The following is a 14,624-nucleotide window of genomic DNA, read 5'->3' on the forward strand; positions in this document are numbered from 1 at the left end:
GCGGGCGCGAGCCCGCCTCGCGCTTCGGCGTGGCTCAGTCGATGACGTCGGCGAGGTCGTAGCCGTCGACCGTCTCCAGCTGCTCGTACGTGCAGGAGTGGGGGTCCCGGTCGTCGCGCCAGCGCTCGAACTGCACGGTGTGCCGGAAGCGCCAGCCCTCGAGCTGGTCGTAGCGCACCTCGAGCGCGCGCTCCGGGCGCAGCCGCACGAACGAGGTGCCCCTGGCCGCACTGAACCGCGAGCGCTCGCCGTCGCCTGTGACGGCGGCGCCCGACTCGTCCCGCTCCACGAGCGGCGCGAGATCCTCGACGAGCTGCTGGCGCATCGCATCGCTCCATGCCGCGACGCCGCCCACCTGGCGCAGCACGCCGTCCTCCCCGTACAGGCCGACGAGGAGGGATCCCACCCCGGATCCGCTCTTGTGGACGCGGTAGCCGAGCGCGACGACGTCGGCGGTGCGGGCGTGCTTGACCTTGAACAGGGTGCGCTTGTTGGGCGCGTACGGCTGGTCCAATGGCTTGGCGACGATGCCGTCGAGGCCCGCGCCCTCGAACTCGGCGAGCCAGCGCCGTGCGGTGTCCTGATCCGTCGTCGTGCGGGTGAGGTGCAGAGGGTGCGGGACATCGGCGAGCAGCCCCTCGAGCCGCGCGCGGCGCTCGCCGAAGGGCAGAGGCTGCAGGTCGTCCTCGCCCGCCGCGAGCAGGTCGAACGCGATGAACATGGCCGGGGTCTCGACGGAGAGCCGCTGCACCCGGGAGGCGGCGGGGTGGATGCGCTGGCTCAGCGCCTCCCAGTCCAGCCGCTGCGAGCCCTCGGGACCCGTGGCGACGACGATCTCGCCGTCGAGCAGGCACGGACCGGGCAGCAGCCGGGGGATCGCCTCGACGAGCTCGGGGAAGTACCGGGTGAGCGGTTTGGCTCCGCGGGAGCCGATCTCGACGGTCTCGCCGTCCCAGGACACGAGTCCGCGGAAGCCGTCCCACTTCGGCTCGTACAGCAGGCCGTCGGGGAACTTCGCCGGATCCGGCACGGTCGTGGCGGCCTTCGCGAGCATCGGTGCGGGGATCTCGTAGCGCATGGACCCCATCCTGCCGTCCCGATCAGGATCCGAACAGGTCCGCGAGGCCGACACGCTCTCCGGCGTCGGCCAGTGCGGTGCGCGCCGCGTGCCAGCCGGCCATGAAGTTCACTCCGGGGCCGGGTGGCGTCGCCGCCGAGGCGAGGTAGACGCCGGGCATCGGGGTGCGCCACGGCGCGGCGGAGAGCACCGGCCGCACCACGGCCTGGCGCATCGTGAACGCGCCGCCGAAGATGTCGCCGCCGATCTCGGCCGGATTGAGATGCGCGCGCTGGCGCGGAGTGACCGCATGGCTTGCGAGGATGCGGTCGCGGAATCCCGGGGCGTATCGCTCGATCTGCCGGATGACGAGCTCGGTCGCGTCGACGTCGGAGTTCGCAGGGGCGTGGATGTAGGTCCACAGCGCCTGCTTCCCCGCGGGCGCCCGGCTGCCGTCGAGCACGGACGGCTGCGCCACGAGCACGTACGGGCGCTCCGACACCCGCCCCTGGGCGACGGCGTTCTCGCTCGCCCACACCTCGGCGCGCGTGCCGCCCACGTGCACGGTCGGCGCGAGGGCGACGTCGGGATTCGTCCAGGGCACCGGCCCGTCCAGCGCGAAATCCACCTTCGCGGCCGCCGCGCCGTAGCGGTATGCGCGGATCGCCTGCGCGTAGTGCGGGGGCACGTCGCGCAGCGTGAGAGCGAGCCGTGGGGAGGTGTTGAGCAGCAGCAGGTCGCCGCGACGCGGATCCCCCCAGTCCAGCGCGGAGAGGTCGACCACGCGTGTGCCGGTGCGGATCGTGCCGCCGTGCGCGCGCAGGTCCTCGGCGAGCACGTCCGCGATCCGCTGGGCGCCACCGCGGGGGTACGCCCAGCCGCCCGCGTGCGCCTGAGCCATGAGCAGCAGGCCCGCAGCGGCCCCGCTCAGCGCGGGCAGGGCGGTGTTCGCGTGAGCGACCACGCCCGCCACGAGCCCGGCGGCCTCCGGCGTGCGGAAGGTGCGCTTCGCCATCGCGGAGCCCTGCTCGAGCGCGCGCAGTCCGTAGCGCACCGCGGTGACCGGGGTGCGGGGGATCCGCAGGAGGGATCCGCCGGTGAAGTCCAGCAGGCCGTCGATGTGCGAGCTCAGCGGCCGCAGCAGCGCGCGCCAGGCGCGGGCGTCGGGACCGAGCGCATCGGCCGTGCGCTCGAGGTCGTGCCAGGCGATCCCGGCCCGCCCGCCGTCGAGCGGATGCGCATATGCCGTTTCGGGAATGATCCAGTCGATCCGGTCGCGGCCGAAGGCGCGGAGGAAGGGGGAGGAGTAGGCGGCGGGGTGCACGGCCGAGCACACGTCGTGCACGAATCCGGGGAGCGTGACCGCGGCGCTGCGCACTCCGCCGCCGATCGTGTCACCCGCTTCGAGTACCTCGACGGCGTAGCCGGCACGCGCGAGCGAGACGGCAGCGGCGAGCCCGTTCGGCCCGCTTCCGATGACGGTGGCACGGGGCATGCCGTCAGTCTTTCACGCACGCAGGACGCGCCGAGCAGAACGTGGGATCCTTGAAGCAATATGAACGAAGTTCAGGGTCCCACCCCCACCGGAAGCTCCCGTCCCTACAAGTCGCTCGCCGAGGCACTGCGCGGCCAGCGCATCGATCCGGTCAACCACGACTTCATCCGTGCGATCGTCGAGGCCGTCGACATCAGCACCTTCATCGACCGCGGCCGCTACATCGAGGCGGTCCGCCGCGGCGAGGGCGCGGCCCTGCACATCGGGCGCACCTACACCAACGGCTTCGCCGAGGACGAGCAGGTCCTCGTGGCCGGGCGCGCACTGCCGCTCGCGCCGAGCGAGGGCAGGGCGCCGTACTTCTACGTCACCCACCCCAGCGAGCTGCTCGCAGTACCGGCCGGCGCCCCGCGTCCCGCGCGCACCGTCGGCACCCGCGCTCCCGCGAAGGCGAAGCCCGAGCCGCGTGTCCCGAAAGCGACTCCCGTCGCGGACCGCGACTACGGCATCTGCGACGTGTGCTTCATGGTGAAGACGCCATCGGGAGGCTGCGGCTGCGACTGAGTCGCCGCGCGGGCCGTCCGTCTGGGACGAACGGCCCGCCCCTCAGACGAAGGCGCTCATCCCGGTGATGTCGCGGCCGATCAGCAGCGCCTGCACGCTCTCCGTGCCCTCGTAGGTGTGGATCGCCTCGATGTCGGCCATGTGCTGCATGACGCCGTTCTCGAGCAGGATCCCGTTGCCGCCGAGCAGATCGCGGGCGATCTGGGCGACCCTCCGGGCGGCGCGGGTGTTGTGGAACTTCGCGAGCGACGCCTGCGTCGGGCGGAGCGTGCCGGCCTCGTCCATGTCGGCCATGCGGCGGCAGTACAGCTGCATCGCGGTGAGCTCCTCGAGCATGTGCGCGAGCCGTTCCTGGACCATCTGGAACTTCGCGAGCGGCTTGCCGAACTGCACGCGCGTCTCGGCGTACGCGAGGGCCGCCTCGTAGCAGGCGGTCGCGTGCCCGAGAGCCGACCAGGCGACACCGGAACGCGTGGCGTACAGCACGGTCGAGGCGTCCTTGAAGCTGCGCGTGCCCGGCAGCACCGCGTCGAGCGGCACCCGCACGTCGTCGAGGCGGATGTGCGCCTGGTGTATTCCGCGCAGCGACACCTTCCCGGTGATGACGGAGCCCTGGTAGCCGGGGCGCTCCTGCTCGACCAGGAAGCAGCGCACGGTGCCGTGCTCGGCGGCGCCCTCGTCGTCGACGCGCGCCCAGACGAAGGTGATGCCGCCAGAGGCGCCGTTGCCGATCCACTTCTTCGCCCCGCGCAGCACCCACTCCTCGCCGTCGCGCCGCGCCACGGTCTCGAGCGAGACGGAGTCGGATCCGTGATCCGGTTCGGTGAGCGCGAAGGATCCGAGCACCGAGCCGTCGGCGAGCGGGACGAGCCAGCGGTCCTGCTGCTCCGTGCTGCCGAACAGCGCGAGCGTGCGCAGGGCGAGCCCGCCCTGCACGGCGAGGACGGTGCCGAGGGAGCCGTCTCCGCGCGAGATCTCCATGTTCACGAGGCCCGCCGCGAGCGGGCTCATCCGGGTGAGAGCGGGGTGGACGATGCCGTCCACGACGAGGTCCATCTCGCCCATGCGGTGCGCGACCGCGAGCGGGTACTCCGCGCGGTCCCACGCATCCCGCATCTGCGGGCCGACCTCATCGACGTAGGCCTGCGCCCGCTCCCAGTGCGCGCGGTCGGCGGCGGGGATGTCGGAGAAGACCTCGTAGTAGTCGGTGCCGCCGCGTCCTGTCACGTCGTAGGAGGTGACGGCTTCGCCGGGGAAGAGGGCGTCGTTGCTCATGGGGTCTCCATCCGGGGAGTGAGACTCAGTCTCAAGATTCATGAGACAGCGTACCGCCAATCGCCCGAATCCCGCACACGACGGAGGGCACGACGAAGGGCACGCCGACGACACCCGGCGCCGCGGGGGACGGGCGGACGGGCTGCGGGGTCAGTCCAGTTCGTCGCGGAGGCGGCGGGTGATCTCCGCCATGGGCATCGAGCGCGGGAACACCGCGACGACGACCGCGTCCTCGCCCGGATCCGCCACGGTGTCGGGATGCACGCCGTAGCGGCGCAGCACGTCGTCGAGGGCGCGGCGCAGGGCGGCCGCCGACGTCCGGGATCCGCGCAGCAGCCGGCGCAGCACGTGGTTGTGCACGGCCGTCACGAGCGCGGCGAAACCGACCGCGTCGAGCGGATCCAGGTCCGGCATCGAGCGGCGCAGGTACTCGTCGAACAGGCGCTCGTAGCGGAACACGGTCACGATCTCGCGGTCGCGCAGCGTCGGCACCTCGCGCACCACCTGGTAGCGCAGCCGCGCCATCTCCGGGTCGGCGGCGAAGGAGCGGAACACCATCAGCGATCCGTCGCACACGGCCGTCCACGGGTTCGCGTGCGGGCGCCCGAGGTAGCGGCGCAGCCCGTCGAGGAGCTCCTCATGATCTGCGAAGACGACATCGTCCTTGCCGCCGAACTGGCGGAAGAACGTGGAGCGCGAGATGCCTGCGGCCTTGGCGATCTGCTCGACCGAGGTCGAGTCGAAGCCCTGGGCGGAGAACAGCTCGAGCGCAGCGCGCACCACGGCGGTGCGAGCGGGGGACACGTCGGCGTGCTCGGTCATAGGAGGAGCCTAGTTGTCCGGATCCTGCGCGGGGGTCTGGAGTCATCCGACGTCTCGGGGGCCAGACGGGCGGCGGTACGCGCGGTCAGGAAGCGTGATTCCGCGGTAGTAGGCTGGCCTATCGGGTCGACTCACATCGACACCCGACAGAATTCCTGTCGCGTCCCATTCGTCGCAACCAGCGAAGGACTGCACGTGGACCTCTACGAGTACCAGGCACGAGACCTTTTCGAGAAGTACGGAGTGCCGGTCCTCGCCGGCATCGTCGCTGACACCCCCGAGGAGGTGAAGGCAGCGGCGGAGAAGCTCGGCGGAGTGGTCGTCGTCAAGGCGCAGGTCAAGACCGGCGGCCGCGGCAAGGCCGGCGGCGTGAAGGTCGCCAAGAACCCCGACGAGGCATACGAGGCGGCCAAGGCGATCCTCGGCCTCGACATCAAGGGCCACGTCGTCAAGCGCGTCATGGTCGCCGCAGGCGCCCGCATCGCCCGCGAATTCTACTTCTCCGTGCTCCTGGACCGCTCCAACCGCTCCTACCTGAGCCTCGCCTCGGTCGAGGGCGGCATGGAGATCGAGCAGCTCGCCGTCGAGAAGCCCGAGGCTCTCGCCCGCGTCGAGGTCAACCCGCTCGAGGGGATCACCCCCGAGAAGGCGCTCGAGATCGCCAAGGCCGGCAACTTCGAGCCGGGTCTGGCCGAGAAGGTCGCCGACGTCTTCGTGAAGCTGTACGAGGTGTACAAGGGCGAGGACGCGACCCTGGTCGAGGTCAACCCGCTCGTGCAGACCGAGGAGGGCGACATCATCGCCCTGGACGGCAAGGTCACGCTCGACGACAACGCCTCCGAGGTGCGCCACCCCGAGCACGAGGAGCTCGCCGACAAGGCGACCGAGAACCCGCTCGAGGCCAAGGCCAAGGAGTCGGGCCTGAACTACGTCAAGCTCGACGGCCAGGTCGGCATCATCGGCAACGGCGCGGGTCTGGTCATGTCGACCCTCGACGTCGTCGCCTACGCGGGCGAGAACCACGGCGGCGTGAAGCCGGCGAACTTCCTCGACATCGGCGGCGGCGCGAACGCGCAGGTCATGGCCTCGGGCCTCGACGTGATCCTCGGCGACGAGCAGGTCAAGAGCGTCTTCGTCAACGTCTTCGGCGGCATCACCAGCTGCGTGGCCGTCGCGGAGGGCATCGTCAAGGCCCTCGAGATCCTCGGCGACACGGCCACCAAGCCGCTGGTCGTGCGCCTCGACGGCAACCAGGTCGAGGAGGGCCGCGCGATCCTCCAGGCCGCCGCCCACCCGCTCGTCACGCTCGCCGCCACCATGGACGAGGGCGCCGACAAGGCCGCCGAGCTGGCGAACGCCTGACCCTCTGACGAGACAAGGACAAGGAACATGTCGATCTACCTCAACAAGGACTCCAAGGTCATCGTCCAGGGCATCACCGGCGGCGAGGGCACCAAGCACACCGCCCTCATGCTGAAGGCGGGCACGAACGTCGTCGGCGGCGTGAACGCGCGCAAGGCCGGCACCACGGTCTCGCACATCGACAAGGACGGCAACGCCGTCGAGTTGCCGGTGTTCGGATCCGTCGCCGAGGCCATCGAGAAGACCGGCGCCGACGTCTCGGTCGCCTTCGTGCCGCCGGCGTTCACGAAGGACGCCATGGTCGAGGCCATCGACAGCGAGATCCCGCTGCTCGTGGTCATCACCGAGGGCGTGCCGGTCGGCGACTCCGCCGAGGCGTGGGCGTACGCGGTCGAGAAGGGCGGGAAGACCCGCATCATCGGCCCGAACTGCCCCGGCATCATCACCCCGGGCGAGGCGCTCGCGGGCATCACCCCGGCGAACATCACCGGCAAGGGCCCGATCGGCCTCGTCTCGAAGTCGGGCACCCTGACCTACCAGATGATGTTCGAGCTGCGCGATCTGGGCTTCTCCACTGCCATCGGCATCGGCGGCGACCCGGTCATCGGCACGACGCACATCGACGCGCTCGCCGCGTTCGAGGCCGACCCCGAGACCAGGGCGATCGTCATGATCGGCGAGATCGGCGGCGACGCCGAGGAGCGTGCGGCGGAGTTCATCAAGGCCAACGTCACCAAGCCGGTCGTCGGCTACGTCGCGGGCTTCACGGCCCCCGAGGGCAAGACCATGGGTCACGCGGGCGCCATCGTCTCCGGCTCCGCGGGCACCGCGCAGGCGAAGAAGGAGGCACTCGAGGCCGCCGGCGTCAAGGTCGGCAAGACGCCGTCCGAGACCGCCGCCCTGCTCCGCGAGGTCTACGCCGCCCTCTAAGGCACCGCATCACCCGAGTCGTCCCCATCAGTGCACCCCAGAGCGTGCGCTGATGGGGACGACTCCGTTATGAGGGGTCCCTGAACGCCCTGCGGTGCGCGCCGGGGGTCGTGCCGTAGCGCGCGCGGAAGTGGTGGCGCAGGGTCACGGCGCTGCCGAAGCCCGTGCGGTGGGCGACGGCGTCGACGGGCAGGCCGGACGTCTCGAGCAGGCGGCGCGCCTCGTCCAGGCGCCGCTGCAGCAGCCAGTCCCCGGGACTCGTGCCGGTGCGGTCGCGGAAGCGCCGGGTGAACGTGCGGCGGGAGAGGTGCACGGCACCGGCCCAGTCATCGATCGGCGTGGACTCGGAGAGCCTTCCCAGAGCCCAGGCGATCGCCTGGTCGATCTCGTCGCCGTTCCGGTCGGCGGCGAGCGGACGGGAGAGGAACTGCGCCTGCGAGCCCTCGCGATGCGGGGCCATCACGAGCGAGCGCGCGAGGTCGGCGGCGACCGCGCTGCCCAGCTCGGTGCGGACGATGTGCAGGCAGCAGTCCAGGGCCGCGGCCACTCCCGCCGACGTGACCACGTCGCCGAGATCCGTCCACAGCGCCTCGCAGCGCACCGTGACCTCGGGATGCCGCGCGGCGAGCTGCGGCCCTGCGGACCAGTGCGTGGAGACCTCCCTGCCGTCGGCGATGCCGCTCGCGACCACGACGAAGGCGCCGAGGCACAGGCCCAGGATCCGGGCGCCGCGGGCGTGCGCCGAGCGTACGGCGTCGAGGAGCGCGGCGCTGGGCGCGACCTCGGGATCCCAGCTGGGGATCACGACCAGGTCCGCGGTCGCGAGGGCGTCGAGCCCTTCGGCCACGATGAGGTCCAGGCCGGCGGCGGTGCGCACCGGCCCCGGAACCTCCGCGACCGTGACGGTGCGGTAGGTGGCCTCGACCGAGCGCACTCCGACGCCGCCGAAGACCATGAGCGGCACGGACAGGTGGAAGGGGCTGATGCCGGGGAAGGCGAGGACGGCGGCGGTGCGCATGGCCCGATCTTATCGAAAGGTGTCACTGGGGCCACTCTCGCGAGGAGAACGATCACGCCACGATGGATCCATGACCGAGAACTCCGTGACCCTGACCCTCATCGGCGGACCGACCGCGATCATCGAGTACGCGGGCCTGCGCCTGCTGACGGATCCGACGTTCGACGCGCCGCGCACGTACGAAGGCGGCATCGCGCTGCACAAGCTGACCGGACCCGCACTTGGCGCGGACCGGGTGGGCGCGATCGATGTCGTGCTGCTGTCGCACGACCAGCACCCCGACAACCTCGACGAGGCGGGACGGGCCTTCCTGCCCCGCGCCGGCGCCGTGCTGTCGACGCCCGAGGCGGCCGGACGGGTCGAAGGGGTGACCGGACTCGCCCCGTGGCAGACGCATCGCCTCGGCGATGTCGAGGTGACCGCGGTGCCCGCACTGCACGGGCCCGAGGGCGCGGAGGAGCTCTCCGGCACCGTGACCGGCTTCGTGCTGAGCGCGCCGGCGGAGCCCGTGCTCTACGTCTCGGGGGACAACGCCTCGGTCGAGGTCGTCACCGCCATCGCGGAGCGGATCGGGCGGATCGACGTCGCGGTGCTGTTCGCCGGAGCGGCCAACGTCGGGCGCTTCGGCGACGCCGATCTCACGCTCAACGCACGCACCGCCGTCGCGGCTGCGCGCGAGCTCGGCGACGCGGTGATCGTGCCCGTGCACGCGGAGGGCTGGCACCACTTCTCCGAGACCCGCGAGCGCCTCGTCCGCGAGTTCGGCTACGCGGGCCTCGCGGACCGGCTGCGCGTGCCGGAGGCCGGGGTGCCGCTCGCGCTCTGACGGCGTGAGCGCGTGAGCGCACGAGCGCGCGACGGCGCACGGGCACCCGCACGTCGGTGCCCCCTCTGAGCATCGAAGCCCCCTCCCAGGAGTGTTCCCGGGAGGGGGCCTCGACGCGGTGAGGGGGCCTCGACGGATCCTGGCGGATCAGGCGCCGAGCAGCGCCTCGAGGGGGCCGCGGGCGAAGAACAGCACGAACCCGGCGCCGACCACCCAGAGCAGCGGGTGGATCGTCCTGGCCCGGCCGGTGAGCGCGTTCACGACGATCCAGCTGACGAAGCCGGCGCCGATGCCGTTGGCGATCGAGTAGGTCATCGGCATGACGGTGACCGTGAGGAAGACCGGCAGGAGGACGCGGAAGTCGCTGAGATCGATGTTCTTGATCTGCGAGAGCATCATCGCGCCGACGAGCACGAGCGCCGCGGCGGCCACGGCGCTCGGCACGAGGGCGGTGAGCGGGGTGAAGAACATCGCGAGCAGGAAGAGCGCTCCTGTGATCGTCGTCGCGAGACCCGTGCGCGCTCCTTCGCCGATGCCGGCGCCCGACTCCACGAACACGGTCGCGGAGGAGGACGACGTGCCGCCGCCGACGATCGCGCCGACGCCCTCGACGACGAGCGCCGACTTGATGCGAGGGAAGTCGCCCTTCTCATCGGCGAGGTCGGCCTCCTTCGCGAGGCCGGTCATCGTGCCCATCGCGTCGAAGAAGTTCGAGAACAGCAGGGTGAAGATGAACATCACCAGGGTCACGCCGCCGACCTTCGCGAGGTCGAAGCCGAAGTCGACCCGGCCGATCAGGCTCAGGTCGGGGAGGCTCACGATGCTGCCGGTGAAGCCGAAGTTCTGACCGAACGGCCAGATCAGGTTGAGGATCGCGGCGAGCACGGTGCCGCCCACGAGGGCGATGAGGATCGCACCCTTGAGACGCAGGGCGATGAGAACACCGCCGATCAGCAGGGTGATCACGAACAGCAGGGTCGGGATCGAGGCGACGGATCCGCCGATGCCGAGATCGACCGGAGGGGAGGGTTGCTTCGTCGACGTCACGAAGCCGGCGTTCACGAATCCGATGAAGGCGATGAACAGGCCGATGCCGACCGTGATGGCGAGCTTGAGCTGCACGGGGACCGCGTCGAAGATGAGCTTGCGCAGGCCGGTCGCGGCGAGCAGGACGATGATGACGCCGTTGATCATGACGAGCGCCATCGCCTCGGCCCAGGTGACCGAGCCGACCACGGTGAAGGCGAGGAACGCGTTGATGCCGAGGCCGGCGGCGAACGCGAACGGCAGCCGGGTGATCAGTCCGAACAGGATCGTCATGACGCCGGCGGTCAGTGCCGTGGCCGCGGCGACGGCACCGCCCGGCAGCGTGTGCCCTGCGACGTCCGGGGTGGACAGGATGATCGGGTTGAGGATCACGATGTACGCCATCGTCACGAACGTGACGATGCCGCCGCGGACCTCGGTGCCGAGGGTGGATCCGCGCTTGCTGATCTCGAAGAAGCGATCGACCGCGTTCTTGGGCTGGGCGGTGACGGGGTCGGACACGGGCGGGGGGACTGTTGTCATGGGGGACCTCCGCGGAAAACCGTATCGCCTGGACGGCTCCTCCGTGCGGTCGGCGCCACGGTCCGCGCGCCCGCAGGGGAGCGGGAGGCGGAGCACGTAGGCTCGAAACCGTCATGCAACGCCTCCTCATCGTGCTCCTGGCCGCGGTCGATGCGATCGTCGCGGCGGCCATCGGCCTCGCCGTGCTGCTCGCTCCCCTCGCCGTGATCTGGGCGGTCGCGTTCGGCACGAACGCGGACTGGGGCGCCCTCTGGCCGAGCGCCGCGACGCTCTGGCAGTTCGGCCACGGCGTCCCGCTCTCCGTCGCCCTTCCGGATGCGCTGGTGCGGTCGATCGGCCTGGATCCGTCCGCGGCGTCCTTCGCCCTCTCGGTGCCTCCGTTGCTCTTCCTCGGCTTCACCGCGATCTTCGCGGCGCGTTCGGGGCGCAGGGCCGCGCTTGCCGGATCCTGGATCGTGGGCGTCCTGAGCGGAACGGCGACCTTCGCGGTGATCTCCGCGCTCGCGGCGCTGACCGGCGGCCTCGGGGCGCTGAAGGCGCCGCTGTGGCTCGCGATCCTGTTCCCGCCGCTGGTGTTCCTGTGCGGTGCTCTCGCCGGGGCCATCGCGACGGCATGGAGCGAGGGCGACGGCGGCGTCGTCGACCGGGTGCAGGACGCGCTGGATCGCTGGCCGGACTGGGCCCACGTGCCCGGCGACGTGGTGCGAGGAGCCGCGGCTGCCGTGGCCGGCGTCCTCGGGGCCGCGGGGCTCGCGGTCGCGATCGCCGGGATCGTCCGCGGCGGCCAGAGCGTGGCGCTGTTCGAATCGCTCCGCGCCGACGGCCTCGGCGTGGTCGTGATCGGCCTCGGCCAGCTCGCGTACCTGCCGACGCTCGTGGCGTGGGCCGTGGCGTGGATCGCGGGCCCCGGCTTCGCGATCGGCGCGGGCACCGCCGTCTCTCCCGCGGGCACCGTGCTGGGCGTCGTGCCGGGGGTGCCGCTGCTGGGTCTCGTGCCGGACAGCTCTTCGCCGTGGGCGCTCGTCGTCGTGCTGCTGCCGATCGCCGCGGGTGCGTTCGCGGGGTGGGTGATCCGCTCGCGGCAGGTATCGGCGGGAGCGGAGACCGGGATCGGACCCCGTGCGGCGACCGCGGTCGGAATCGCCGCCCTCGCGGGCGGATTCGGCGCCCTGCTCGCGGCGCTGTCGCACGGATCCCTCGGGCCGGGACGGCTCGCGCTCGCAGGGCCCGATCCGGGTCCAGTCGCGCTCGCGCTCGGACTCGAGGTGCTCGTCGGCGCCGCGATCCTGCTGCTCGCACCGCGCCGCCACGGCGACGTCGACGCCGCCTGGATCGACGACGACCGGGACCGCGCGGCGGATCGTCTCACGTGATCGGCGGCCAGGGGCTCCCGGCTAGACTGTCTGGGTGCTGACGGTCGCCGTACTCATCTCGGGCACCGGCTCGAATCTTCGTGCCCTCCTCGACGCGGCCGCCGACCCCGGATTCCCGGCGCGCGTCATCGTGATCGGGGCCGATCGCGAAGCCGACGGCCTCGCGCACGCCGAGGCCTTCGGGATCCCCTCCTTCGTCGTCCCGTGGGAGGCCTTCGACAGCCGCGAGGCGTGGGGCGCCGAGCTCGACGCGCAGCTGAAGGTCTGGCGGCCGGACCTCATCGTGCTGAGCGGGCTCATGCGACTGCTGCCGCGCGATGTGGTGGCGGCCTGGGCTCCGAACATCATCAACACGCACCCGGCCTTCCTGCCCGAGTTCCCCGGAGCGCACGGCGTGCGCGACGCGCTCGCGGCCGGTGTGAGCGAGACCGGGGCCAGCGTGATCGTGGTCGACGACGGCGTCGACAGCGGACCGATCCTCGCGCAGGAGCGCGTGCCGGTGCAGCTGGGGGACACCGAGTCCTCCCTGCACGAGCGCATCAAGCCGGTCGAGCGCCGCCTGCTGATCGACGTCGTCCGCCGCATCGCCGACGGATCCCTCGCGCTCGACTCCCGCCCCCACGATCTCGGATCCCCCTCGGCCGCAGGCCGCTGACGAGAACTGACGCCTACCCGGAAGGAAACCCGATGGCCGGTCCCGCCCACGACCCGTCCCTCTACCGCCCCCGTGACGCCGTGCGCATCCGCCGAGCACTGGTGTCCGTCAGCGACAAGACCGGCCTCGTGCCGCTCGCGCAGTCGCTCGCCGACAACGGCGTCGAGATCGTGTCGACCGGATCCACGGCCCAGGCCATCCGGGATGCGGGCCTCGCGGTCACCGATGTCGCGGCCGTCACGGGTGTCCCCGAGATGCTGGACGGGCGCGTGAAGACCCTGCACCCGGCGATCCACGGCGGCCTGCTGGCCGACCTGCGCCTCGAGGACCACGAGCGCCAGCTCGCCGAGCGGGGGATCAGCCCGTTCGAGCTCGTCGTGGTGAACCTCTACCCGTTCGTGCAGACGGTGGCCTCCGGCGCGGTCGGCGACGACGTGGTCGAGCAGATCGACATCGGCGGCCCCGCCATGGTGCGCGCCGCCGCGAAGAACCACGCCAACGTGGCGATCGTCGTGTCGCCCGAGTCGTATCCGTCGCTCGTCCGCGCGCTCGACGAGGGCGGCACCACGCTCGCCCAGCGCCGTGAGCTCGCGGCACGCGCCTTCGCGCACACCGCGGCCTACGACACGGCCGTGGCGCAGTGGTTCTCGGACGGCACGCTGTCGAGCGAGAGCGAGCTGCCCGAGCACCTCACGATCAACGCGGAGCGCCTCGCCACGCTGCGCTACGGCGAGAACTCGCACCAGCGCGCCGCGATCTACACGCGCGCGGGCGGGCACGGCATCGCCCAGGCCACGCAGCTGCAGGGCAAGGAGATGTCGTACAACAACTACGTCGACGCCGATGCGGCCCTCCGCGCGGCGTACGACATGGTGCACCCGGCGGTCGCGATCATCAAGCACGCCAACCCGTGCGGCATCGCGACGACGGCGCCCAACGCCCTGGACCCGATCGCGAGCGCGCACCTGCGCGCGCACGAGTGCGACCCGGTCTCGGCCTATGGCGGCGTGATCGCGGCGAACGGCACCGTGACGCTGAAGATGGCGGAGAACCTCAAGGACATCTTCACCGAGGTCATCGTCGCCCCGGCCTTCGAGCCGGCGGCGCTCGAGGTGTTCAAGGCGAAGAAGAACCTGCGCCTGCTGCAGCTGCCCGACGACTGGCAGCAGGAGCAGATGGACGTGCGCCTCGTCTCCGGCGGCCTGTTGCTGCAGGACGCGGACCGGTTCCCGGATGACATCGTCTCGGTCGCCAAGAACTGGGAGCTCGTCTCGGGCGAGCGCCCGGACGATCTCGAGATGGAGAACCTCATCTTCGCGTGGAAGGCGTGCCGCGCCGTGAAGTCGAACGCGATCGTGCTGTCCAAGGGCAACGCCACGGTCGGCGTCGGTATGGGCCAGGTCAACCGCGTCGACTCGTGCCGCCTCGCGGTCGAGCGCGCCGGCGACCGCGCGGCCGGATCCGTCGCCGCCTCGGATGCGTTCTTCCCGTTCGCCGACGGCGCCCAGGTGCTCATCGACGCGGGCGTCACCGCGATCGTGCAGCCGGGCGGATCCGTCCGGGACGAGGAGGTTGTGGACGCCGCCCGCAAGGCCGGCGTGACGATGTTCTTCACGGGCGAGCGCCACTTCTTCCACTGAGCAGGCCGCCCCGGCCCCGGCCCTGGCCCCGGCTTCGG

Annotated in this window: 13 protein-coding genes; 7 read left to right on the forward strand and 6 right to left on the reverse strand. The window is 71.6% G+C overall.

The window, feature by feature from the left end; translation table 11 throughout:
* Positions 1–34: 34 nt before the first annotated feature.
* Positions 35–1,078, reverse strand: coding sequence for an ATP-dependent DNA ligase (locus ACFC1J_RS12890; protein ID WP_375906506.1), 1,044 nt, complete (start codon positions 1,076–1,078; stop codon positions 35–37).
* 22 nt (positions 1,079–1,100) lie between these two features.
* Positions 1,101–2,552: a phytoene desaturase family protein gene (locus ACFC1J_RS12895; protein ID WP_375906509.1), complete on the reverse strand. Its 1,452-nt coding sequence runs from the start codon at positions 2,550–2,552 to the stop codon at positions 1,101–1,103.
* A gap of 60 nt (positions 2,553–2,612) precedes the next feature.
* On the opposite strand from ACFC1J_RS12895, the gene ACFC1J_RS12900 reads away from it, so the two are divergent.
* Positions 2,613–3,116 (forward strand): hypothetical protein, encoded by a 504-nt coding sequence (locus tag ACFC1J_RS12900; protein ID WP_375906512.1) that lies wholly within the window; start codon positions 2,613–2,615, stop codon positions 3,114–3,116.
* A 42-nt stretch (positions 3,117–3,158) separates the two neighbouring features.
* On the opposite strand, the gene ACFC1J_RS12905 is transcribed toward ACFC1J_RS12900, so the two are convergent.
* Together ACFC1J_RS12905 and ACFC1J_RS12910 are read right to left on the reverse strand one after the other, a co-directional pair.
* Positions 3,159–4,391 carry an acyl-CoA dehydrogenase family protein gene (locus ACFC1J_RS12905; protein ID WP_375906514.1) on the reverse strand — a complete coding sequence of 411 codons (1,233 nt, stop codon included), beginning with the start codon at positions 4,389–4,391 and terminating at the stop codon, positions 3,159–3,161.
* Between the two features lie 150 nt (positions 4,392–4,541).
* On the reverse strand, positions 4,542–5,213 hold the full coding sequence (locus ACFC1J_RS12910; RefSeq protein WP_375906517.1) for a TetR family transcriptional regulator: 672 nt from the start codon (positions 5,211–5,213) through the stop codon (positions 4,542–4,544).
* Positions 5,214–5,408: 195 nt separating this feature from the next.
* On the opposite strand from ACFC1J_RS12910, the gene sucC reads away from it, so the two are divergent.
* Both sucC and sucD read left to right on the forward strand, forming a co-directional pair.
* Positions 5,409–6,575: an ADP-forming succinate--CoA ligase subunit beta gene (gene sucC, locus ACFC1J_RS12915; protein ID WP_375906520.1), complete on the forward strand. Its 1,167-nt coding sequence runs from the start codon at positions 5,409–5,411 to the stop codon at positions 6,573–6,575.
* A gap of 27 nt (positions 6,576–6,602) precedes the next feature.
* The gene (gene sucD, locus ACFC1J_RS12920) at positions 6,603–7,505 is read left to right on the forward strand and encodes a succinate--CoA ligase subunit alpha (RefSeq protein WP_375906523.1); all 903 of its coding nucleotides are present in this window, start codon (positions 6,603–6,605) and stop codon (positions 7,503–7,505) included.
* Positions 7,506–7,572: 67 nt separating this feature from the next.
* Here the strand turns inward: sucD and ACFC1J_RS12925 are convergent, their stop codons facing one another.
* Positions 7,573–8,523, reverse strand: a complete 951-nt coding sequence (locus ACFC1J_RS12925; protein WP_375906526.1) for a GlxA family transcriptional regulator — start codon at positions 8,521–8,523, stop codon at positions 7,573–7,575.
* Positions 8,524–8,593: 70 nt separating this feature from the next.
* Between ACFC1J_RS12925 and ACFC1J_RS12930 the strand changes: the two genes are divergently transcribed.
* The gene (locus ACFC1J_RS12930; protein ID WP_375906529.1) at positions 8,594–9,349 is read left to right on the forward strand and encodes an MBL fold metallo-hydrolase; all 756 of its coding nucleotides are present in this window, start codon (positions 8,594–8,596) and stop codon (positions 9,347–9,349) included.
* A gap of 147 nt (positions 9,350–9,496) precedes the next feature.
* On the opposite strand, the gene ACFC1J_RS12935 is transcribed toward ACFC1J_RS12930, so the two are convergent.
* Complete coding sequence (locus ACFC1J_RS12935; RefSeq protein WP_375906532.1) at positions 9,497–10,918, reverse strand: NCS2 family permease; 1,422 nt, start codon at positions 10,916–10,918, stop codon at positions 9,497–9,499.
* A gap of 113 nt (positions 10,919–11,031) precedes the next feature.
* On the opposite strand from ACFC1J_RS12935, the gene ACFC1J_RS12940 reads away from it, so the two are divergent.
* The 3 genes from ACFC1J_RS12940 to purH are packed head-to-tail and all read left to right on the forward strand — an operon-like array spanning position 11,032 to position 14,586.
* Positions 11,032–12,291 carry a DUF6350 family protein gene (locus ACFC1J_RS12940; protein WP_375906535.1) on the forward strand — a complete coding sequence of 420 codons (1,260 nt, stop codon included), beginning with the start codon at positions 11,032–11,034 and terminating at the stop codon, positions 12,289–12,291.
* A gap of 34 nt (positions 12,292–12,325) precedes the next feature.
* Positions 12,326–12,946: a phosphoribosylglycinamide formyltransferase gene (purN, locus tag ACFC1J_RS12945; protein ID WP_375906538.1), complete on the forward strand. Its 621-nt coding sequence runs from the start codon at positions 12,326–12,328 to the stop codon at positions 12,944–12,946.
* 32 nt (positions 12,947–12,978) lie between these two features.
* Positions 12,979–14,586, forward strand: a complete 1,608-nt coding sequence (purH, locus tag ACFC1J_RS12950) for a bifunctional phosphoribosylaminoimidazolecarboxamide formyltransferase/IMP cyclohydrolase (RefSeq protein WP_375906541.1) — start codon at positions 12,979–12,981, stop codon at positions 14,584–14,586.
* Positions 14,587–14,624: the final 38 nt, after the last annotated feature.

The sequence above is a fragment of the Microbacterium sp. NPDC056052 genome (assembly GCF_042266785.1).
Lineage (GTDB): Bacteria > Actinomycetota > Actinomycetes > Actinomycetales > Microbacteriaceae > Microbacterium.